We start from the raw sequence: 21059 nt of genomic DNA, 5'->3' as shown, positions 1-21059 counted from the left end.
GCTCACGGATGCAGTGCTTGACACCACCCGCAACCAACACACCTCACGAAACCAGATGAAGACATGAGCTCAGACGTACCCGAACCGACCGATATAGAGGCGCGAGCCGTAGAGAACGTCCGTATCGAGGACGAGATGGAACAGTCGTATATCGACTACGCGATGTCCGTCATCGCGGGGCGGGCCCTTCCGCGGGTCGAAGACGGCCTGAAACCCGTCCACCGGCGCATCCTGTACGCGATGCACGAGATGGGCGTCTCCTCGGGCAGCAGTCACCGGAAGTCCTCCTCGATCGTCGGGGAGACGATGGGTGACTACCACCCCCACGGCGACAGCGCGATCTACGACACCCTGGTCCGGATGGCCCAGGACTTCTCGATGCGCTATCCGCTGGTCGACGGCCAGGGGAACTTCGGCTCGATGGACGGCGATCCGGCCGCCGCACAGCGGTACACGGAGGCCCGGATGTCCCCCATCTCCGAGGAACTGCTCGAGGATATCGACAAGGGCACGGTCGATTTCTCGGCGAACTACGACGACCGCCTGCAGGAACCCGACGTACTGCCGGCAGCGTTCCCGAACCTACTGGTCAACGGCTCCTCGGGGATCGCGGTCGGGATGTCGACGAACATCCCGCCCCACAATCTGGGCGAGGTCATCGACGCGACCATCGAACTGATCGACGACCCCAACGCGACCGTCGACGATCTGATGGACCACGTCAAGGGCCCCGACTTCCCGACCGGCGCGAACATCGTCGGCCGGGACGCCATCTACTCGGCCTACAAGACCGGCCGCGGGCGCATCCGTGTGCGCGCCGAGTTCGAGGTCGAGGAGTGGCAATCGAACCGCGAGCGGATCGTCATCACCGAACTCCCCTTCCAGTCCAACAAGGCCCGCCTCGTCGAGCGCATCGCCGAGGACGTCAACGAGGGCGAAATCGAGGGCATCTCCGACCTGCGCGACGAGTCCGACCGCAACGGCGTCCGGATCGTTATCGAACTCAAACGCGGCGCGAACGCCGAGGTCGTCAAGAACAAACTGCTCGAGAACCACCTCGAGCGAACCTTCGGTGTCATCAACCTCGCGCTGGTCGACGGCCAGCCGCGGGTGCTCTCGCTCAAGGAGACCTTAGAGGAGTACATCTCCCACCGCCGCGAGGTCGTCCGTCGGCGCAGCGAGTACGATCTCGCGGAGGCCGAGGACCGGGCCCACATCCTCGAGGGCCGGCTGACGGCCGTCGAGAACGCCGAGAACGTCGTCGAACTGATCCGCAACAGCGAGGACCGGTCGGCCGCGAAAACCGCGCTACAGGAGAGTTACGACTTCTCCGAGGAGCAGGCCACCCACATCGTTCGCATGCAACTCGGCAGCCTCACGTCGATGGAGGCAGCCGAGATCGAAGACGAGTACGAGGAGGTCCAAGCCGAAATCGAGCGCTTGGAGACGATCCTCGAGAGCGAGTCGGAACTGCTCTCGGTCATCAAAGACGAACTCCGCGAGATCAAAGACGAGTACGGCGACGACCGCCGGACCTCGATCATCGAGGACCAGGGGACGGTGACCCACGAGGACCTCATCCCCGAGGAGGAGGTCTTCGTCGTCATGACCGAAGACGACTACGTCAAGCGGATGCCGATCGAGAACTTCGACCCCCAGGGTCGCGGCGGCAAGGGGATCATCGGCGCGGACGTCAAGGAAGACGACCGCGTCTCGACGGTCTTTCGGGCCAACACCCACGACTACCTGCTCTGCTTTACGAATCAGGGCGAGGTCTACCGGCTCAAGACCTACGAAATCCCCGAGATGGGCCGGACCGCCCGCGGGAAATCGGCGGTCAACATCCTCGATCTCGATCCCGGCGAGGACATCACCGCCATCGTCGACACCGACGCCTTCGGCGACGACGAGTTCGTGACGATGGCCACCCGAAATGGCTACGTCAAGCGCACCGCCGGCGAAGAGTTCGACAACATTCTCTCGACGGGGATCATCGCCGCCGATCTCGAGGAGGGCGACGAACTCGTCGACGTCGAGGTCACCGACGGCTCGCAGGATTTGGTCATCGCGACCGAGGGCGGCATGACGATCCGCTTCGACGAGGACGAGGTCCGCGCGATGGGGCGGAACGCCCGCGGTGTCAACGGCATCAAACTGCAGGGCGACGACGCCGTCGCGGGGCTGGTCGCGACCGACGAAGGCGACGAGCAGGCGCTGCTGACGGTGACCGAGAACGGCTACGGGAAGCGGACGCTGCTCTCGGAGTACCGCACGCAGTCCCGGTACGGGAAAGGGCTGATCGACATCAAGACCGGCGAGCGAAACGGCCCGGTCACGGCCGTCAAGGCGGTCGACGACGACGATCAGCTCGTCATGATGAGCGAGCGCGGACAGATCGTCCGCACCCGCGTCGACGAGATCTCGACCGTCGGGCGGAACACGATGGGCGTGATCGTCATGGAGGTCGACGACGGCGACGCGGTCGCCGCGGTCGACGACATTCCCGCGTCGGCGGCTATCGACGCTGCCGACGCAGACGACGCGAACTGAACTCGCTGAACACCCAGCCCGTTTCGAGTCGTCTCGCGGATCGTTTTCACGCAGCACGTCGAGAGCCACAGAGAGAGCGAGCGTAAGAGCAAGAGCAAACGCTAGAGAAGACAGCGGAGACCGAAGACGACTGCCGAGTCAGTGAGTCGGTTCTTCGGACGGGGCGACCATGTCGTCGATCCGCAGGATGAGGATGTTGTTCGTGTCGTCTTTGCCGTCGACGGTGCCCTCGATGAGCAGTTTCGAGAGCGGCGTCGGGCCGACGGTGACGGAGTCGTCCTCGTGAATGTCGCTCAGCGTGCCCTGAATGTGGATCTCAGCGCGGCAGAGTTCCGGATGGTGAACGCTCGAGAGGTCGATCTCCTCGATGATGGTGTCGTCGACGGGTTCGCCCTCGTGTTGCATCGGGACGGCCGCGGGCTCGTCCATCTGCTGGATCTCGAGGGCCTCGTAGGCGGCCGCGGTCGGTTTGTAGCCGCCTTTCGGCCCCGGTACGCCCTCGACGAGTTGGAGGGCTTTGAGACTCTGCATCTGGTTGCGGATCGTCCCCGGATTCCGGTCGACCTGTTCGGCGATATCCTCGCCTTTGATGGCGTCTTCGGTCTCCTTGTGGAGGTTCGTGAGCGCGCGGAGGATTTTCTTCTGGCTGGGTGTGAGTTCGATGGATGACATAGACTATGATTCGTATTTGGTTTCCTTAAACCCGGCGGGTGAGCCGGAGTGTTTCGGCGGTATTGTGCCGTTTGAATCGGGGACGGGAAGGTGTTTCTTTTCGGTCCGCCGCGGGAGATCGGTATCCGTTTTATTACTCCCCTCACCCATGGAATGAGAATGGCCTCGAGCGGGACGCCGTCGAGAAGGTTTGTTCTCGAATGTGTGTCGATCGCCGGCTACAGTTCCGGTTCCGCAGGTTCGGCGACCCAGACGTGGGTCGCGACGGATTCCGGCAGCGACACGGGCTCGTCGGCGTCGCTCGAGCGGGCGGTCACCATCCCGAACGGGGCGATTTCGAGTATTTCGAGTTCGACGCCGGGCTCGACGCCGTGTTCGGAGAGATAGGAGAGTACTTCCGGGTCGCGGTCGGCGACTTCGGCGACGGTCACGACATCGCCCGCTTCGAAGGCGGCGATGGACTCCCCGTCGGGCCGCTCGGGTGGCTCAAGGTCGGCGCTCGGGATTGGCGACCCGTGGGGGTCGACCGTCGGTTCGCTGAGGGCGTCGGCAACGCGGGCCTCGAAGTCCTCGCTGATGTGGTGTTCGAGCCGGTCGGCTTCGGCGTGGACTTCCGACCAGTCGTAATCGAGGTGTTCGGTGAGGTAGGCCTCGAGCAGCCGGTGATGACGGACGATTTCGAGGGCGACGGTCTCGCCCTCGTCGGTCAGGGTCACCCCGCGGTACTTCTCGCGGTCGACGAGTTCCCGTTCCTCGAGTTTGTCGAGCATGCTCGTGACCGTCGGCGACGTGACGTCTAGCTCCGCGGCGATCTCCGAGGTCTTGATCCGGTCGTCGGTCTCCCGCTGGAGCCGGTAGATCGCTTTGAGGTAGTCTTCCATCACGTCGCTCAGCATCATGCTGGTCCGGATTTAGACACGTCTAACCCTAAAGCTGTCGCCAGCGGGAGGCCCGCGGGACCACCACGACCAAACCGGCAGACGGTGTACCGGGCGTATGGAACGGACCGTCAGAATCATCGGTGCGCCGATGGACTATGGAGCGAACCGCCGCGGCGTCGACATGGGACCGTCCGCGATCCGGTACGCCGGTCTGGCCGACGGCCTCGAGCGGGCGGCCGTCGAGCCGATCGACGACGGCGACCTGTCGATGCCGCGCGCGGAGGAGCGAGATCCCGACGCCGGTCAGCCGAGCCGCGGGACCGCGAAGTTCCTGCGGGAGGTCGAGGACGTCTGTACGCGGGTCGGCGATCGAGTCGCGGCGACCCTAGCCGACGGCGAGTTTCCGCTCGTGCTGGGCGGCGATCACTCGGTCGCGATCGGCTCGCTCGGCGGTTCGGCTCGAGCGGCCGATCTCGGGGCGATCTGGTTCGACGCCCACGCGGATCTGAACACGCCCGAGACGACGCCGAGCGGGAACGTCCACGGCATGCCGTTGGCCGCGGCCCTCGGCCGCGGTGCCTTCGGCGAGACCGACTGGGCACCCGCGCCTCGCCTCCAGGAGTCGTCGATCGCCTACGTCGGCCTCCGGAGCATCGACGAGCGCGAGCGCGAACTGATCCGCGACAGCGAGATGACCGCCTTCACCATGTCCGACATCGACCAGCGGGGCGTCTCGACGGTCGTCGAGGAGGCCCTCGAAATCGCGACCGACGGCACCGACGGCGTCCACGTCAGCCTCGACCTCGACTGGCTCGACCCGAAGACGGCACCCGGCGTCGGCACCCCCGTCCGCGGCGGCGTCACCTACCGGGAGGCCCACGCCGCCCTTGAGGCCCTCTCCCGACGCGACGAGGCCGACGGGGTGCTCCGTTCGATGGACGTCGTCGAGGTGAATCCCATCTTGGACGAGGCCAACGAGACGGCGACGTTGGCGGCAGAACTAACTGCGAGCACGTTCGGAAAGCGCATCCTCTGAGCGGCGGCTGGCACTGACAGTTGGTGTCCCGCGTGCGGACCGAATCGACAGCATGGCAACTGTAGACACACTGGTTCCGGTTTCAACAGCTTTGTATCATAGTGTTTCGCACTGTGGTATATGACAGAGAACGTCGTCGTGCTTGGTGCCGGGTACGCCGGAACCGGTGCAATCAACAGGCTCCAGTCGGAGCTCGGGGACAACGCGCGGCTAACGTGGATCGCTGACGTCGACTATCACCTCGTCTTGCACGAGTCCCACCGCGTGATTCGGGACCCCGACGTCCGCTCGGACATCACGTTCCCGGTCAATCAGATCGCGGACCCGTCCACTCGCTTTATCCAGGACGAGGTCACCGGCCTCGATGTCGACGAACAGACCGTCGAACTCGCCGACGGCGACGACGTCGAGTACGACTACGTCCTCGTCGGCCTCGGCAGCCAGACCGCCTACTACGGCATCCCCGGCCTCGAAGAACACTCCCTGACCCTGAAGAGCCTCGACGACGCCATGGAGATCCACGAAGCAGTCAAAGACGCCGGTCGGGAGGCGACCCGCGGCGAGCCCGCACAGGTCGTCATCGGCGGCGCTGGGCTCTCGGGGATCCAGACCGCCGGCGAGATCGCCGAGTTCCGCGACGAGCACCGCGCGCCCATCGAGATCCACCTCGTCGAGGCCTTAGAGGAGATCTTCCCCGGGAACGACCCCGAAATTCAGCAGGCCCTGCGCGACCTGCTCGAGGAAGCCGGCGTCCAGATCCACACGGACGACCCGATCACCGAGGCCACCGCGGACCACATCGAGTTCGACGAGGGCGAGCCCCTCGATCACGATGTGCTCGTCTGGACCGGCGGCATCACGGGCCGAGACGCCTTAGACGACGCTGACCTCGAGAAGGAACACAACCGCGTCAACACCGGCGCGAACTTCCAGACCTCCGACGAGCGCGTGTTCGCGATCGGCGACTCGGCGATCATCGATCAGGGCGACCAGCCCGCGCCGCCGACGGCACAGGCCGCCTGGCAGGCCGCGGAAGTCGCCGGTGAGAACATCGCCCGCGCGATCGAGAACCGGCCGCTCAAGACCTGGGAACACGAGGACAAGGGGACCGTCATCTCCGTCGGCGAGAAGGCCGTCGCCCACGGCGTCAAGCCGGCCTTTGGCATCTCGCTGCCGGTCGACACCTTCGGCGGCTTCCCGGCCCAGAACCTGAAGAAGATGATCGCCGCCCGCTGGATCGCCGACATCACCTCGTGGAACGCGGCACGAAAGTCCTGGCCGTCGCTGTAGACCACGCTGTTCGTCCCTGAGCCTCCCGCTTTACCTTCTTCCTCGCAGCGTCGTTTCGACAGCAGTCGCTATCTTGCGGACGATACAAACGGCCGTCGGTCCGGTAGTCTCGAACGCCGAACAGCGCGTATTCCGTCGATCACGCGGCCCCGGTCGGCTCCTCCTCGCCGTCGTCGCCCATCCGTCGGGCCGGCACGCCCGCGACCGTCGCCCCAGCCGGCACATCGCGAGTCACGAGCGAGTTCGCCGCGACGCTTGCTCCCTCGCCGATCTCGACGCCGGGCAGCACGATCGCGCCGGCCCCGATCATCGCTCGCTCGCCGACGACGACCTCGCCGGTCCGGTACTCGTCCTGGAGGAACTCGTGACAGAGCAGCGTCGCGTCGTAACCGACGATGGCATCCGCCTTCACGGTGATCAGTTCCGGCCAGAAGACGTCCGGCGTGGCCTCGAGGCCCCACGAAACCCCCTCACCAACGGTGACGCCGAGACGGCCCAGGAGCCACCGCTTGAGCCGGAGGCTGGGCGAGATCCGGACGAGCCAGACGACGACGTAGTTGATCGCGATCCGAAGGGGATTGCGAGCGGCGGTCCAGTGGGCGAGCGAGTTGCGCGGCCCGGGCGTCGCGTGACGCTCGACGCGGTCGTGTCGCGGCGTCGTCTCGTCGGAACCCGTCACTGCACGCACTGTTTACCGCGTTGCTACATCAAACCGATCGATGCGGAACCGGTCCTCGAGCCGCGGGCGGCTATCGGCACCGGTCGCGGCTCGGCGAGACCTAACCAGTGAGGGGTCACTGTCGTTCCGCTCGGCGGTAACGGAGTCGTGTGCCATGTGACCGCTTGGACCCACGCGAAATTGACGCCGTCTTTGCACTCCTCTCGAACGCGACGCGTCGATCCGTCCTCCGCTATCTCGTTGACGCGGAGGAAACGACGGCTCGAGAGTTAGCTCGCACCCTCACAATGGAGGCTCCCGATTCCGATACCCGCGCCATCGACGACTCCCGACAGGTCGTCGCCACTGCACTGGTTCATAACCATCTCCCGCGGCTGGACGAATACGACATCGTGGAGTACGACGGGACCCCCGACGAGGTGACGCCCGGGCCGAACTTCGACGCGGTCGAGCCGTTCGTCGAACCCCTCGAGGAGTTCGACGGCGAATCGGCCGACTGAGACTCGTAAACTGAACAGGCTCGAAACGGCCGCCGATGACGGGCGAGCGCAGTCTCAGGCGCGCTCGGGCCGGTCGACCGAGCGCGATCCGGGGCGGCCGACCAGTTCCCGGAACGCAGCGCCGGATAATCCACAGCGGTAGGCCGGCTTGTACATCATGTTCGCGCCGCCGGCCCGCACGTCCCACGCGGATTCGATTTCGTCGCGAAGGTAGTACTGGGCCCGCTCGTTGCCGTCTTTGACGTAGTAGTCGCTGAGTCGGATCGGGTCCCGCTCGAAGAGCCCGCCGGGCTCGCGGCCGTCGACGATCACGACCGGCTTCTCGAGGTAGAGGTCGCCGTCTCGAGCGCGCTTCGCGTGGGCGTTTTCCGGGTGGGACTCGAGGATCGCCTCGCGCTCGGCCGGCGGCGTGTCGGGGCCGACGACGGCCACGTCGTCGACCGTGAAGTAGCCGATCAGGTAGCGGTGAGCTCGGTCCCCGTTGGGCCGGCGCAGTCCGGCGTAGAAGCCGACGATGTCGCCGTGCTCGAGCGCTCGCAGCCGCGAGACGTAGCCGCTGGTCCGGTGCTCGCCGTAGGTGAGCGTCTCGAAGTTCGGATCGCGGTGAAGCGGCCACGACTCGAGGTCGTCGCCGGCGACGGTCTCTGTCCCGCCGCGGACCGGCTGGGGCGAGATTCGGGTCGTCAGGTCCGCCGCGACGCCGTCGCCGGCCCGTAACTCCCACGAGCCGAGGGTCTCGGTTTCTGACGTGGCCCGCGTTTTCTCGGGGATCGGGACGTACTCGAAGCGCCCGTCGTCGTACAGAGGAGCCAGCGCGCCGACGTTCGTGCTATCGGCACCGACGCCGGCGAGAACGACAGTCATGGGTTCGTACGTCTCGGTCGGGCGGAGGCGGCGATAAAACCGCCGATCGCGGTCCGTTCCGCTCGAGGCTGCTCGGCGGACCGCTGTCGGTATCGGCCGGCCCGTGGCGTCAGCGACAGTGACTGGCCGGCTCGCCTGAATTAGCCTGAAGTACAGGGGTGCAGTACAGATGTCAATGGCTACCGAGGCTCGCCGGGCGGCCGCGGTTTGTACCCAGTGTCACAACGTGATCGCGGTCCGGATACTGCGGGACGAAACGGTCCAGCCGATCGGGATCGAGGGACGCTGTGCCTGCGGAAACGAAACGTACCGCGTGCTCGGCACCGACCCGCTGGCGGCCGACGAAGGCGGCGACGGTGGCCCCTCGAGCCGATCGACCGACTAATCGTCACCGTATCATCATCGCTCGAGGCAGCAATGGCAGAAACTGGACTCGAGGGTACCTACCCCTCAGAACTCGGTCACGACTTCGAGGCCGCTGGTCTCGTACTCGGTCATCGCGGCGAGCCGGTCGGAGACGTCCTTGAGGGCGACGCGACGCGTCACCAAGCGCTCGGGCTCGAGGCGACCGGCCTCGATCATCCGCAGGAGTTCGTCGTAGCGCGAGGGCGGCATCCCGCGGGAGCCGACGACGGTGACGTCCCAGCGGGTCACCTCGTCGATCGGCAGGGCGACCTCGCCGCGTTCGGCGTCGGTCGTGAGCCCGATCTGGACGTGTGTCCCGCGGATGCGGAGACAGTCGAGGCTGTTCCGGCAGGTCTCCGCGCGGCCGAGCGCGTCGACGGAGACGTGTGCGCCTCGGTCGGTGATCCCCTCGATCGCTTCGGGGACGGACGTAACCTCGGTCGCGTTCACCGTCGCGTCGGCACCGAGGGTCGTCGCCATCGAGAGCGGTTCGTCGCGGACGTCGACCGCGATCACCCGCGCGCCGAGCGCCGCCGCGATCTGGACGGCCGCCAGTCCGAGCCCGCCGCAGCCGTGGACGGCGACCCAGTCACCGCCGCTGACCTCGGCCCGGTGGGAAAGGGCGTGAAACGCCGTGACGTACCGACAGCCCAGCGCCGCCGCCTCGGTCGCGGAGACGGAGTCGGGGAGGGGCGCGACGTTGAACTCGGCGTGGGGCACGTGGATCTGCTCCGCGAACGCGCCGGGAACGCTCGACTCGAATCCCAGCGCGTACCCGTCCTCGCACACGTTTCCGTGACCGTTCCGACACTGGTAGCACGACCCCTCGCCGAGGTTGAACGGGATCGCGACCCGATCGCCCGCCTCGAGCGTGTCGACGCGGTCACCGACCCGAACGATCCGGCCCGCGGGTTCGTGACCGAGGATCTGTCCGAGCGGGACCTGATCGTCGGCCCACTCGCCGTGGCCCTGCCACGCGTGCCAGTCGCTCCGGCAGATGCCGCAGGCCTCGACGTCGACCACGATGCCGTGGGGCTCGAGCGTCGGTGGCTCGACCGACTCGATCGCGAGCGGTTCGCCGTAGGCCTCGAGTACTGCAGCGCGCATACCGGCACGACGGAGGCCGGCGAGTTATACCGTTCGCACCGCGGCCGACGGCGGCGCGACGGCGGCGAGAGGTACCCTTATCGGGCCGGGCGTTCCAAGCCCGCGTATGCGTGTCACCTTTCTCGGCACGGGCGCTGCGATGCCCACCGGCGAACGCTTTCAGGCGGGGATTCTCGTCCAAGACGACGGGCGGACGCTGCTGGTCGACTGCGGTGCCGGCGCGCTCCAGCGGCTCCAGCAGTCCGGCGTCGGCTACGAGGCCGTCTCGACGGTGCTGCTGACTCACCACCACCTCGACCACGTCGCCGACCTGCTGCCGCTGATGAAAGCCCGGTGGCTCGCCGGCGAAGAACACCTCGAAATCGTCGGCCCACAAGGAACCAAGAACCTAGTCGACGACCTGCTCGAGGTCTACGAGTACATGCAGGACAAACTCGAGGTACAGGTCCGCGAGGTCGTCCCCGGCGAGTTCTCGGTCGCTGGGTTCGAGGTGTCGGCCTACGAAACCCGCCACTCGCTGCCGTGTCTGGCCTACCGCTTCGGCGATCTCTTCACCTTCAGCGGCGACAGCGAGGCCTTCGCGGGGCTGGCGAACTTCGCCGAGGGATCGGCGATCCTCGCCCACGACTGTTCGTTCCCCGACGACGTCGACGTCTCGAACCACCCGACGCCCGACGCCCTCGGCCGGGAACTGGCCGGCCGGGAAATCGGCCGCGTCTACCTGACCCATCTCTATCCCCACACCGAGGGGCGACACGAGGAGATGCTCGAGTCGATCGGTGCCCACTACGACGGCGACGTGCGGTTCGCCGAGGATCTCAAAACCGTTTCTATCGAATAACCGCGCTGGCGTCGGCACAGCCGATTCAGTCCGTTTTCGTCGATTCTCTTCCGACAGGGCCTCGAGTTGCCGCTGCGACTGAATATTCAGCTCGTGATAGGGAGGCCGAACACGTATATACAGCGGCGTTTGTAGGATCGTAACAACAGATGGTCCCCACCGAATCCGTGCGGACGAACAGCGAGGTGATCGAATGAGCGTGCCCGAACGACTTGCGAACGCGATTACTGCACACACGCGGATCGTGCTCGTGGTTCTCTTGCTTTTGACGGCGGCCGTGGGAGCCGGCATGCCGATGGTCGACGACGACTCGTCGCTCGCCCAGTTCGAGGGCGAATCCGACGAATCGAAAGCCCTCGAGCGGATCAACGGGAACTTCACGAGCGAACAACAGGAGAACACGACCCGCGTACAGGTGATCGCACGCGGCGATAACGTTCTCACGAAGGAGTCGCTGCTCTCCTCGCTCGAGTTCCAACAGGAACTCCGCGCGAACGAGTCGATCAACGAAACGCTCGTCGAAGAGCAGCCGATAACCGGCGTCGAAAACGTCGTCGCGATCACGGCGATCAACGAAGAGCGGGGCGCACAACTCAGTGCCGGCGTCGAAGAGGCGATCGCGCTCCAGCGGGAGTACGAGCAGCTAAACGAGTCCGCGAACGAGAGCGATCCCGAGTATCAAGCGCAAGCGGACGAACTCGAGTCGCAGTTCGATACCCTCATCGAGGAGTCGACCGCAGGACTCAGCGAGAACCAGACCGCCCAGTACGCCGACTCGATCGACCGGATTCGCTCGATCGAATCCCAGCGCTACGGCCTCGACGAGAGCGATCCCGAGTATCAGGAACTCACCGCGGAACTCGAGCAGGCCCGCGGCGCTGCCACGGCGGGAGTCCTTCAGAGCGGCGAGAGCAGTCCGTCGATCGACGACCAGATCGCGGCCCTCGAGAACCTGAGCGACGAGGAGTACGACCGAACCCTCGAGAACACGCTCTCGTCGAACGAGTCCGACGACAGCGCTGCGATCGGGTTGATGTCGACATCGTACGAGCCGGGCAGTACCGAAGCCGAGGCGCGGATGACCCTGCTGACCCAGTCGACTGCCAGCGCCGAGGGCCAAGGGATGGGCGGCGGCGCGGTCAGCGAGCAACTCATCGATAGTCAACTCGAGATCCGCGAGTTGGCACAGACGCAAGCGCAGGATTACCTCGTCTTCGGCAGCGGGCTGATCACCGACGAGATCGACCGCTCGATGAACGACAGCCTCGCGATCGTCGGCCCGCTCGCGTTGCTGTTCGTCGTCGTCGCGTTGCTGATCGCCTACCGCGACCCGCTCGATATCGTCCTCGGCGTCGCCGGCATCATCGCCGTCCTCGTCTGGACGTTCGGGTTCATGGGCTGGGCCGACATCGCGTTCAACCAGATGTTCGTCGCGGTGCCGGTCCTGTTGATCGGGCTGTCGATCGACTACGCGATTCACGTCTTTATGCGCCACCGAGAACAGCGCGAGACGCAACGCGTCTCGGATGAGCGAACGGGACGCAACGCGACCCGTGAGCAGCGCGAGGCCGACGGCACCGGCGGGACCGTCCGCGGTTCGATGACAACCGCGCTGGCCGGCGTGGGTGCCGCACTCGTCTGGGTGACTGCCACGACCGTCATCGGCTTCCTCTCGAATCTGGTCAGCCCGATCGGTCCCATCCGGGAGTTCGGGATCGTCAGCTCCGTCGGCATCGTCGCCGCGCTGATCGTCTTCGGCGCGCTGATCCCCGCCGCCAAGATCGAGATCGACGAACTCCTCGAGGCCCGCGGCGTCGACCGGCACAAGCGGGCGTTCGGGACCGGTGGCGGCCGCTTCAGCGACGTGCTGACGATCGGCTCGAGCGCGGCCCGCCGGATCCCCCTCGTCGTCCTCCTGATCGTCGCCCTGCTCACCGCGGGCGGGGCCTACGGCGCGACACAGGTCGACACCAGCTTCCAAGAGGAGGACTTCCTCGCGGAGAGTCCCCCCGCGTGGACCCAGAACCTGCCGGGCGGGATGGCCCCCGGCGAGTACCACGCCAAAGACGACCTCGAGTACGTCAACGAGCACTTCCAGCGCCAGGACCGGCAGGCCCAACTCCTCGTGGAAGGTGATGTCGACGATGACGACTTCCTCGAGCGGATCAACGAGACGCGAAACGACACCGCCGAGAGCGACATCGCGTACACGTTAGCGACGGGCGAACCCGACGTCCAAGACCCGCTCTCGACGATGGAGCGAGTCGCCGGGCAAAACGAGTCGTTCAACGAGTCGTTTACCGCGGCCGATACGAACGACGACGGTGTGCCCGACGAGAACGTCTCGGCGCTGTACGACCAACTCTTCGAAATCGACGCGGAGGCTGCCAGTCAGGTCCTCCACCGGACCGACGACGGCGAGTACCGATCGGCCCGCTTGGTCGTTGCCATTAATGGCGACGCCACGAACGCAGAGACAACGTCAGAAATGCGCGCGATCGCAACCGATATCGAAGACGGCAGCGACGGCCGCTGGACCGCCACCGCGACCGGCGACCCGATCGTCAGCTACATCGTCGAACAGGACCTGCTCGATACCGTCCTCGAGAGCTTGGTGATCACCCTCGTGGCGGTGTTCCTGTTCCTCTCGGCGGCCTACTGGCTGACCGGCGGCAGCGCGACGCTCGGGGCCGTGACCCTGCTCCCGGTCGCGTTCGCCGTCAGCTGGATTCTGGGAACGATGTATCTCATCGGGATGCCGTTTAACGTGTTGACGGGAATGATCACGAGCCTCACGGTCGGGCTCGGGGTCGCCTACAGCATCCACATCAGCGAACGGTACCGGCTCGAACTCGAGCGTCAGGGCAACGTCTGGTCGGCGCTGCGGACGACCGTCACCGGCACCGGCGGGGCGTTGCTCGGCAGTGCCGCGACGACCGTCGGCGGCTTCGGGACCCTCGCCTTCGCGATCCTCCCCGCGCTCCGCCAGTTCGGGATCATCACCGGACTGACAATCACCTACGCGTTCCTGGCCAGCGTCGTCGTGCTCCCGACGCTGCTGGTCCTGTGGACGCGGTACTTCGGACCCGACGTGTCGTTCGATACAGCAGGTGCCCAGACGGGGACGCCGACCGCGAGCGACGGCGGGACCGAACCCAACGGAGGTGACGGCGAGTGAGCACCGGCGAACCCGAGGCCGTTGACGCCTTCGAACAACTCGGGCTCACCAGCTACGAGGCCAAGGTGTTCATCGCGCTCCACCAACTGGGCGCTGGCACGGCACGAGAGGTCGCCGACATCACGGACGTGCCGCGATCACAGGTCTACAGCGTCGCCGAAAGCTTGGAGGATCGGGGCCTGCTCGAGGTCCAGCAGGCGAACCCGATCCGGTACCGGCCGGTCAGCGTCGAGGAGGCTCGAGACACGCTGCGGGATCAGTTCGAGCGCGAGCAGGACCGGGCCTTCGAGTACGTCGAAACCGTCAAAAACGAGCCGGCCGGCGAGGAGACCCAAGAGGACATCTGGACGGTCCGCGGCCGGGACCGCGTCGACGATCGGACCGTCGATATCCTCTCACAGGCCGAAGAGCGGATCGTTTTCGGGACCCGGCTCTCCGAACTCATCACGGAGCCGATCGAACGAGCCCTCGCCGAGCGTGCGGCGGCCGGTGTCGCGGTGATCATCGTCAGCCGGCGCGAGGAAATTAAGCGCCAGTTCGCCGGCGTCGAGGGCGTCACCGTCGAGGACCCGCCGGCTCACCGAACCGACGACCAACGGTCGGGCCGGATCGCCATCGCCGACGACGATGGCATCCTGTTGAGCGTCCTCGGCGGCGAGGGCGGCGAGACAGCGATCTGGAGTTCGGGCTCGCTGTTTGCGACCGTGTTGATCCAACTGATCGAGGCCAGCGACGAAATGCAGGTCCAGTAGGCGATTCCGCTCGCGGCCGTCGCCCGCAGTCGCTCACTCGAGTCGGTACCGAAGCAGGGCCGCGATCCCGCCGAGGTTCGACAGCTGCTGGCCGGGCGGGAACTCGCTCGAGAAGACGGTCACGTCGCCGCCTTTCTGTTCGGTCGTGCGGACGATGTCGTCGACGCTGATCGCCCACTCGCCGTCGGGACCGCGCTCTTTCTGCAGTCGATCGTCGAGGACGAGCAGGCGTTCGATCGCGCCGAACTCGGCGGCCTTTTTGACCTGTTCGGGGCCGTAGGCCGCCTTGGCACCGTCGGCGATGCGGCGGGTGAGTTCGTCGATGTATTCGGCCTCGCTCTCGATGCGGGTCTCCTCTTGGACGTCCGCGACGGCACCGCGCTTGAGCACCTCGTGGACACCCCGGTCGCCGACGGCCGCCGTGTCGACCATCGTGATCAACTCGGTGAGTTCCGATTCGTTCTGCTCAATGTACTTGTAGGCGTCCTGTTTCGTAAAGCCGGGCCCGGCGAGGATGATAGCGTCGACCTCGAGGCGTTTGAGGACCGTCGCGAGCTCCTCGAATAGCTCCGAGCGGCCACGGGCGTACTCGCCTTTCCCGGTCGTCCCAGTGATCGTCGCCCGCTCTTCGGTGCCGTACTGAGCGACCGTGTGCACGTGGGCCTCTCCCTCCTCGACGGTGGCGATAGCCACGTCCGGGTTCTCCGTGGCTTCTTCGGCCTCCTCGAGGCGGGCCTCCTGATCGGGTTTGAACCGCTTCTCGATCGAGATCTCGTCGCGGGCCTCGATGTTGAGCGTGTGGTGGAAGTTCAGCTGGTCCTCGCGCGAACAGGCGACGATCTCGCCGCCGATCCGCAGCCGGTTGGCGAACTTGTGGAATTCGATGTCTTCGACGGCGATAGCGACCCACATGTGCTCGCGCTCACCGCCCGTATCCCGCATCTGGTCGTCGTTGCGCTGGATCCGCCGGGTCGTATCGCCCGCGACGCGGTCGCCGGGCTCGAGGACGTACTGCAGGTGCCAGAGGTCGTCGACGCTCTCGGGGACGACCGTGATCCGCTCGCGGCCGCCCTCGACCTGCTCCCGGTCTTTGATCTGCATGAGGGTTCGTTCACGGGGTGGCGGTAAGTGGGCTGCGATCGGTGTGTCCGCGGGTTTCCGACCTCGCCCGGTCGATCCTCGTCGCGGTCGGCCGAGCGGCGGAACCTATCAGCGACCGTCGAAAATAACGGTTATTGTCACCAATCAACATAGTAAGGGCGCGACGCTATCCGCGTTACGGTCCTCGTTTGGGTATGAACATGGGACACATGGATCGATTGGAAGACTTCGGCACGCGCTCGCTCGTGACCCACGCCATCATGGCGGTGACGTTTACGGGTGCGATCGCAACGGGACTGTTCGTCGACGGACAGGTCGGCCTCGTGTCGTTCGTGGCGTTCTTGAACTTCACCGCCGGCGTCTGGATCGCACAGTCGACCCACTCGCTGGGGAACGCCCGGACCGACGACTCCTACGAGGGGATCCTGTCGGTGTTGGCCGACACGACCGGCGAGAAGACCTACCGCGGCCTCGACACCGGTCGGCTCGCCCGGCTCCTGACTCTGATCGCGGTCGTCACCGCTATCTCCCTGCTCGTCTCCGGGGAAGTCCTCTCCGGCGTCGTCGCCTCGATCGGTGCCGTCGCCATCGGTGTCGTCGCGCTCGTGACGGCGATGGTCGGCTTCCTGATCGCGATGAGTTCGGCGTACGACGCCGCCGAACGCGATCGGTTCCGAACCGTCGAACGCGGTTCGTCCGACCCGGGAAGCCCCGGTCAGCCGACGACTGATCTCGAAGATGGCTCCGACATCCGTATCTCGATCCGGGAGTCACACGTCGACGAACCGGCTTCTAAACACCGCTGAACTGATCGCCGAGCGGACGCCATCGCTCGCGCGCGCCGGCAACTCACGGGCCGGACGCTCGACCTCGTCGGTGACGGCGTTCGGGTGGGACGCTCAGTCCCGCAACGCCTCGAGTTTTCCTTTGGCCTTCTCGAGGCCGGATTCGAACGTCTCCTCGATCTCGTCGACCGAGCGTTCGACGTAGTGGACGCGCTCTTTGGGGACCCGACGGACGATGTCGTTGCCGTTCTCGTCGGTGCCGTACGCGAACAGCCAGTGGTCCTGAAAGTAGGCGATTCGATCGTTGTCGACGGTGGCCCGCTCGTCGGTCTCGCCGGGCGTCTCGTAGACGATGGTCGCGGTGCCGAGATCCGGTTCCGTGTCGGTGTCGGTATCGATGTCCGCCATGCGAGTCGCGTCCACGGTCTGCCGTGTAGTCGTGGACCCGGCACGTGCAGCCTCTCCTCGAACGGCAAAATAGGGACCGCAGAGCCGAGACGGCGGGAAGCCGGCTCGCACCCGTCAGTCGGAGCCCGATCCGGACTCCGTCGGGGACTCCGATGGCTCCTCCGCATCGGTATCGCGGATGCCGCTATCGTCGGTCGGTGTCGGTTCCGCGTGCTCCGCCTGATACGGCTGCGTACCGGGACCGAGCGCGAGAAACACCACGAAACCGACCATGACCACCATCGCGACGAGGACGACCGCGGTGACGATGATCGGCCCGTCGATTCCACCGCTGACTTGCGCGGGGACGAACGCCTCGAGTGGGTGCATCATCGGACGCGCTAGTCCGGGGACACCAATGAGCGTTGAGCCGTACATATCGGGGTCGCGGTCGGCCGACGTGACGGCGAAACGCGGTTGCTCGCGCGGTCTCGCGCACCGAGCCAGTCGGGGCCGGTTCGCGACTCAGTCGTCCGCGACCCGGCTGCCGCCCGGCGGCATGAAGTGTTGAATTCGGTCGGGGCTGGCGATCTTGCGGACGAACGTCTCGTCCTCGAAGCGCTCGCGGAACTGGCGGTAGAGCCGCTTTGCCGCGTCCGCCTGCGCGTACCGCCCGGGCTCGAGTTCGATCGTCGTCACCGCGTGGGCTTCGATCGCCGACGGCGGGCCGCCGATGACGCGGGTGTAGGGCTCACACTGAATGCCGACCGCCGCGCCGACCGGCGTATCCCGGTAGTACGTTCGGTCGCCGCGGATCGCGAACCCGCCCTTCTCTAAGTACTCGCCGCTCTCGGGGGTCTTCGAGACCTGATCGGAGTCGACGGCGTAGACGTCGCCCGCGTAGCGGCCGTCCTTCCAGACCGAGGCGTAGGAGACGGCGAACTGGGCGGCCTCCTCGATGCTCGACTCCGGCAGTTCGATGTCGCTCGAGGACGCCTCGCTCGGATCGGTCGCCTTGAGCACGGTGACGGGGCCGCCGTGGGCCTGCGTGTGAAAGACCTTGTCGCCGGGCTCTAAGTATTTCTTGACGAGTTCCTCGTTCTGATCCGCGTTGCGGCCGCCGATCACGAGGTAGTCGTCGCTGGTCTGGAACCAGCGGAAGCGGTCGAACCACGGTTCGTTCTCGCGGATCGGAATGGACGGCTCCGAGAGCCAGTCGCGTTGGGTCTCTTCCTCGTCCTCGTCGGACTCGGTTTCCGCTGCGGGTCCGCTCTCATCGGCCTCCCACTCGTCGCGGCGGCGTTTGGCCTCTTCTAAGTCCTCGCGAGTGTTCTCGATCGCGGCCAGCGCGCCCTCCTTTTTCTCCTCGACGCGCTTTGCCTCGGTGTAGAGCCGGTCGGCGTTCTGCTCGACGCCCCGTCCGGCGACGAGGCCGATCCGTTCGCCGTCGATGTCGACGGTGACTGTCCCGTCGCTGCCGTCGACGTCGACGACGGCCTCGGCGGCGTCGATGCCCTGCTCGGCACCCTCCTCGAAGCGCTCTCGAATCTCGTCCCACGAGCGGTCCTGCTCGCGGGCCCCCTGAATCGTCGAGAGGATGTCGTCGACCAACCCGTACTCCGCGTAGAGCAGTTCGGCCTGCTCGCGCAGTTCCTCCGCCTCCTGCTCGAAGCCCTCGATCGCCCCCTGCTGTTGCTCGATGATGCGCTCCTGTTTGGCGATCTCGGACTCGAAGTCCGGCCGCTGATCGGTCGGATCCGACTCCTCTTCCTCGGCGAGTTCGAGCCGGAAGAAGTAGTCGTCCAGCGCCGAGAGGAACGAGTCGTAGGCCTCTCCGTCGAGGTCGTCGTGCTCCTCGAGCGGGAACGGCGTCACGTCGACGACGTTGGCGTCGGCGTCCTCACTCTCGCCCTCTCCGTCGTCAGCTTCCTCGTCGTCGCGCTCGAGGTAGAGCCGCGGATCGAAGTTCCCGTTCCGAATGTCGAGCGCGAGCCGCTCGATCGTCTCGTAGAGCCGCTCGTAGACGTCCTCGTCGGCGTCGTCGATGTCCATCCCCTTCTCGACGCCGGCGCGGACACACAGTTCCTCGGCGTAGAGCCCGCCGAAGTTGAGTTGCGTCGCCAGCGTGCGGACCACGTCCGTATCGGAGTCGTCCATTTCGTGGTCGAACGCCTCTCGAGAGACCGTCAGCGGGTTCGTCCGGGTGTCGGGGAACTCGTAGCGCGAGCCCGGCACGACCGTTCGCGATTTGAGCCGCACCGTCTCGAGGCAGTCGATCACCTCGTACTCGCCGTCGGTGACCGCGACGTTGCCCTGCCCGAACAGTTCGACGATGATCCGGGTCGTCCCGTCGTCGCGCTCGAAGACGAACTCGAGGATGCGGTCGAACTCGTACTGCTCGACGCCGGCGAAGTCCGCGCCCGAGAGGCGATTGCGGAGCATCATCGCGAACTGCGGCGGCCGGCCGGGGGCGTCTGGCACCCGTTCGGGGGCGACCGTGTGGGCCCGCTTGACCTCGCCGACCTCGAGAATCAGTTCCATGCGACCGCGGTCGAAGTCCCGCATTTTGAGCCGGACGAGGTCGTCGCCGTAGAGGTACGCTTTGTCGACCTTCGCGCCCTCGTAGGCCCCGAGTTCCCCGACGAGAGCGGCGAGGTCGACGCTGGTGAGTTCCCGCTTTGGATCCATACCCAAAATTGCCCGTCCCGGTCAAAAAGACGTGTCGCTCCGACGCCAGCGCCTGCTCCTGGACGACCGCGTAGTGAGCGGGCCGATACCATCGGTGAGTACAGCAACCTCTTTTACCGGGGGCATCGGCGAGCGTCGCAGACGCTCGCCTCAACCCCCGGCAAAACCCGTTGATGCCAAAAGGCCGCCGTCGCGGGGTTTCACCCCGCTCCGGCGGTGAACCGCTCGCTTCGCTCGCGGATGCTTGTTTACCGTCCACCGTTCAATAAGCACAGATACATAGCATATCACTACTCTTCGTTGTAACCGACCTCAGATCGATTTTCGCGCTCAGTATAGGCAGTTCACTTAGCACCTAAACGATACTGAGTGTGTGAGTGGTGTCATGCCCTGAAACAGGATATTTCACCCCCATTACCAATTGGATCCTTGACATATATCTGATTTGATTCTACTACGTCCTCTCCGTATCTCGATGAATATCACAGTCCAGGTTATCACTGCTAAGGCTGGGAGATGCCACGATGGGAGTGATATATCTGTGAACATCAGAAGATACGGATACAAAAATACTATTCCAACGAGAGCAAACCCATACCCCACCGAAGAGTGTGTCAGGTTGGGTGGATTGGTCGTCCAACCCCGATAAGCAAGGAAGATAATATACGGACCTAAGAGAAGTAATTTACCAAGAGTTTCGACTATTCCATCAATCCCATTCACAGTTGGGCCTACTTCTTGGAAACCAGCCTGAACTAAATACTGTTCACCGTCAGAATCTTCTACAAGAGTATACTGATTGCCATCGTGAGAGAAAGTATACTGATGATCTCCATTATAGGGGTCGGGAAGTTCTCTATATTCATCGCAGAATACTAGTGTGCTGTCACAGACGAGTATATCCTTGGACTGTCTTCCAGAGGGTCCATGCTCATTTTCTCGTGGCTGTTCTTTTGCGTCTCGAAATGCTCTTTGTTGGCTCTCAGAGAGTTTCTCTACCGGTATACCTGATTCTGTGGTGAAATTCTCCACACTCGCAGTTTCATTGAATGATTCTGTCGATTCAGGGATTACAGAATAATGCCTACTATCGCCATCGTATGGTTTTGAGAGCGCGCCTGGATAGATAATAGCACATAGAAGGAGAAAGACAACGAGAAATGATATACCCAGTAGGATTCGAGACTTCATTAAATCGAAATTATCTGATAGAGGATAAGTGCTTTCTGGAACATAGACGTTCAGTATGCACACACACACACATATATATATATATGTGTGTGTGTGTGTGTAGAGCATCCTACTCTTCGTTGTAACCGACCTCAGAGCGATTCTCGTGCTCA

19 protein-coding genes are annotated in these 21059 nt (G+C 64.8%); 9 read left to right on the top strand and 10 right to left on the bottom strand.

The features are described 5' to 3' along the window. Nucleotides 1–63 precede the first annotated feature (63 nt). A complete protein-coding gene (gyrA, locus tag C489_RS12325; protein WP_006431610.1) occupies nt 64–2550 on the top strand; it encodes a DNA gyrase subunit A in 2487 nt (828 codons plus the stop codon). Between the two features lie 138 nt (nt 2551–2688). Here the strand turns inward: gyrA and C489_RS12320 are convergent, their stop codons facing one another. Together C489_RS12320 and C489_RS12315 are read right to left on the bottom strand one after the other, a co-directional pair. Then, complete coding sequence (locus C489_RS12320) at nt 2689–3222, bottom strand: Rrf2 family transcriptional regulator (protein WP_006431609.1); 534 nt, start codon at nt 3220–3222, stop codon at nt 2689–2691. A gap of 218 nt (nt 3223–3440) precedes the next feature. Continuing rightward, on the bottom strand, nt 3441–4121 hold the full coding sequence (locus tag C489_RS12315; RefSeq protein WP_006431608.1) for a metal-dependent transcriptional regulator: 681 nt from the start codon (nt 4119–4121) through the stop codon (nt 3441–3443). Between the two features lie 97 nt (nt 4122–4218). On the opposite strand from C489_RS12315, the gene rocF reads away from it, so the two are divergent. Together rocF and C489_RS12305 are read left to right on the top strand one after the other, a co-directional pair. Next, a complete protein-coding gene (rocF, locus tag C489_RS12310; protein WP_006431607.1) occupies nt 4219–5139 on the top strand; it encodes an arginase in 921 nt (306 codons plus the stop codon). A 120-nt stretch (nt 5140–5259) separates the two neighbouring features. Beyond that, on the top strand, nt 5260–6429 hold the full coding sequence (locus C489_RS12305; RefSeq protein WP_006431606.1) for an NAD(P)/FAD-dependent oxidoreductase: 1170 nt from the start codon (nt 5260–5262) through the stop codon (nt 6427–6429). A gap of 139 nt (nt 6430–6568) precedes the next feature. Here the strand turns inward: C489_RS12305 and C489_RS12300 are convergent, their stop codons facing one another. Next, entirely contained in the window at nt 6569–7108 is a 540-nt protein-coding gene (locus C489_RS12300) for an acyltransferase (protein ID WP_006431605.1), read from the bottom strand. A 164-nt stretch (nt 7109–7272) separates the two neighbouring features. Between C489_RS12300 and C489_RS12295 the strand changes: the two genes are divergently transcribed. After that, a complete protein-coding gene (locus tag C489_RS12295; RefSeq protein WP_049890820.1) occupies nt 7273–7608 on the top strand; it encodes a winged helix-turn-helix domain-containing protein in 336 nt (111 codons plus the stop codon). Nucleotides 7609–7662: 54 nt separating this feature from the next. Here the strand turns inward: C489_RS12295 and C489_RS12290 are convergent, their stop codons facing one another. Beyond that, the gene (locus tag C489_RS12290) at nt 7663–8472 is read right to left on the bottom strand and encodes an Nmad3 family putative nucleotide modification protein (RefSeq protein WP_006431603.1); all 810 of its coding nucleotides are present in this window, start codon (nt 8470–8472) and stop codon (nt 7663–7665) included. Nucleotides 8473–8647: 175 nt separating this feature from the next. Between C489_RS12290 and C489_RS21355 the strand changes: the two genes are divergently transcribed. Continuing rightward, nucleotides 8648–8857: a hypothetical protein gene (locus C489_RS21355; protein WP_006431602.1), complete on the top strand. Its 210-nt coding sequence runs from the start codon at nt 8648–8650 to the stop codon at nt 8855–8857. A 65-nt stretch (nt 8858–8922) separates the two neighbouring features. On the opposite strand, the gene C489_RS12285 is transcribed toward C489_RS21355, so the two are convergent. Beyond that, nucleotides 8923–9984 (bottom strand): zinc-dependent alcohol dehydrogenase family protein, encoded by a 1062-nt coding sequence (locus C489_RS12285; protein WP_006431601.1) that lies wholly within the window; start codon nt 9982–9984, stop codon nt 8923–8925. A 106-nt stretch (nt 9985–10090) separates the two neighbouring features. Here C489_RS12285 and C489_RS12280 point away from each other — a divergent pair, with 106 nt between their 5' ends. From C489_RS12280 to C489_RS12270, 3 genes are all read left to right on the top strand, one after another. After that, nucleotides 10091–10825, top strand: coding sequence for an MBL fold metallo-hydrolase (locus C489_RS12280; protein WP_006431600.1), 735 nt, complete (start codon nt 10091–10093; stop codon nt 10823–10825). 193 nt (nt 10826–11018) lie between these two features. After that, on the top strand, nt 11019–14003 hold the full coding sequence (locus C489_RS12275; protein ID WP_006431599.1) for an efflux RND transporter permease subunit: 2985 nt from the start codon (nt 11019–11021) through the stop codon (nt 14001–14003). After that, complete coding sequence (locus C489_RS12270; RefSeq protein ID WP_006431598.1) at nt 14000–14755, top strand: TrmB family transcriptional regulator; 756 nt, start codon at nt 14000–14002, stop codon at nt 14753–14755. The genes C489_RS12275 and C489_RS12270 overlap by 4 nt, the downstream gene beginning before the upstream one ends. Nucleotides 14756–14788: 33 nt before the next feature. Here C489_RS12270 and C489_RS12265 read toward each other — a convergent pair whose 3' ends face one another. After that, nucleotides 14789–15856: an mRNA surveillance protein pelota gene (locus tag C489_RS12265; RefSeq protein ID WP_006431597.1), complete on the bottom strand. Its 1068-nt coding sequence runs from the start codon at nt 15854–15856 to the stop codon at nt 14789–14791. A 194-nt stretch (nt 15857–16050) separates the two neighbouring features. Between C489_RS12265 and C489_RS12260 the strand changes: the two genes are divergently transcribed. Further along, entirely contained in the window at nt 16051–16662 is a 612-nt protein-coding gene (locus C489_RS12260; RefSeq protein ID WP_049890819.1) for a hypothetical protein, read from the top strand. Between the two features lie 93 nt (nt 16663–16755). Here the strand turns inward: C489_RS12260 and C489_RS12255 are convergent, their stop codons facing one another. From C489_RS12255 to C489_RS21595, 4 genes are all read right to left on the bottom strand, one after another. Further along, nucleotides 16756–17049, bottom strand: a complete 294-nt coding sequence (locus tag C489_RS12255; RefSeq protein ID WP_006431595.1) for a hypothetical protein — start codon at nt 17047–17049, stop codon at nt 16756–16758. Nucleotides 17050–17163: 114 nt separating this feature from the next. Continuing rightward, the gene (locus C489_RS12250) at nt 17164–17421 is read right to left on the bottom strand and encodes a hypothetical protein (protein ID WP_152423157.1); all 258 of its coding nucleotides are present in this window, start codon (nt 17419–17421) and stop codon (nt 17164–17166) included. Nucleotides 17422–17553: 132 nt separating this feature from the next. Further along, nucleotides 17554–19716 carry a ribosome rescue protein RqcH gene (gene rqcH, locus C489_RS12245; RefSeq protein WP_006431593.1) on the bottom strand — a complete coding sequence of 721 codons (2163 nt, stop codon included), beginning with the start codon at nt 19714–19716 and terminating at the stop codon, nt 17554–17556. A 414-nt stretch (nt 19717–20130) separates the two neighbouring features. Further along, a complete protein-coding gene (locus C489_RS21595) occupies nt 20131–20907 on the bottom strand; it encodes a hypothetical protein (protein ID WP_152423156.1) in 777 nt (258 codons plus the stop codon). Nucleotides 20908–21059 lie beyond the last annotated feature (152 nt).

Origin of the sequence: Natrinema versiforme JCM 10478 (genome assembly GCF_000337195.1) — an archaeon.
Classification (GTDB): Archaea; Halobacteriota; Halobacteria; order Halobacteriales; family Natrialbaceae; genus Natrinema; species Natrinema versiforme.
The sequence above is the reverse complement of the archived record's forward strand: the minus strand, read 5'-3'. Positions and strand labels throughout refer to the sequence as shown.

Bases quoted from the DNA above. Each gene is read 5' to 3' on its own strand.
- C489_RS12265 (WP_006431597.1), bottom strand. From the start codon at position 15,856: ATGCAGATCAAAGACCGGGAGCAGGTCGAGGGCGGCCGCGAGCGGATC.
- C489_RS21595 (WP_152423156.1), bottom strand. From the start codon at position 20,907: ATGAAGTCTCGAATCCTACTGGGTATATCATTTCTCGTTGTCTTTCTC.
- C489_RS12280 (WP_006431600.1), top strand. From the start codon at position 10,091: ATGCGTGTCACCTTTCTCGGCACGGGCGCTGCGATGCCCACCGGCGAA.
- C489_RS12255 (WP_006431595.1), bottom strand. From the start codon at position 17,049: ATGGCGGACATCGATACCGACACCGACACGGAACCGGATCTCGGCACC.
- C489_RS12320 (WP_006431609.1), bottom strand. From the start codon at position 3,222: ATGTCATCCATCGAACTCACACCCAGCCAGAAGAAAATCCTCCGCGCG.
- C489_RS12250 (WP_152423157.1), bottom strand. From the start codon at position 17,421: ATGATGCACCCACTCGAGGCGTTCGTCCCCGCGCAAGTCAGCGGTGGA.
- rqcH (WP_006431593.1), bottom strand. From the start codon at position 19,716: ATGGATCCAAAGCGGGAACTCACCAGCGTCGACCTCGCCGCTCTCGTC.
- C489_RS12275 (WP_006431599.1), top strand. From the start codon at position 11,019: ATGAGCGTGCCCGAACGACTTGCGAACGCGATTACTGCACACACGCGG.
- C489_RS12285 (WP_006431601.1), bottom strand. From the start codon at position 9,984: ATGCGCGCTGCAGTACTCGAGGCCTACGGCGAACCGCTCGCGATCGAG.
- C489_RS21355 (WP_006431602.1), top strand. From the start codon at position 8,648: ATGGCTACCGAGGCTCGCCGGGCGGCCGCGGTTTGTACCCAGTGTCAC.
- C489_RS12290 (WP_006431603.1), bottom strand. From the start codon at position 8,472: ATGACTGTCGTTCTCGCCGGCGTCGGTGCCGATAGCACGAACGTCGGC.
- C489_RS12315 (WP_006431608.1), bottom strand. From the start codon at position 4,121: ATGATGCTGAGCGACGTGATGGAAGACTACCTCAAAGCGATCTACCGG.
- rocF (WP_006431607.1), top strand. From the start codon at position 4,219: ATGGAACGGACCGTCAGAATCATCGGTGCGCCGATGGACTATGGAGCG.
- C489_RS12305 (WP_006431606.1), top strand. From the start codon at position 5,260: ATGACAGAGAACGTCGTCGTGCTTGGTGCCGGGTACGCCGGAACCGGT.
- C489_RS12260 (WP_049890819.1), top strand. From the start codon at position 16,051: ATGAACATGGGACACATGGATCGATTGGAAGACTTCGGCACGCGCTCG.
- gyrA (WP_006431610.1), top strand. From the start codon at position 64: ATGAGCTCAGACGTACCCGAACCGACCGATATAGAGGCGCGAGCCGTA.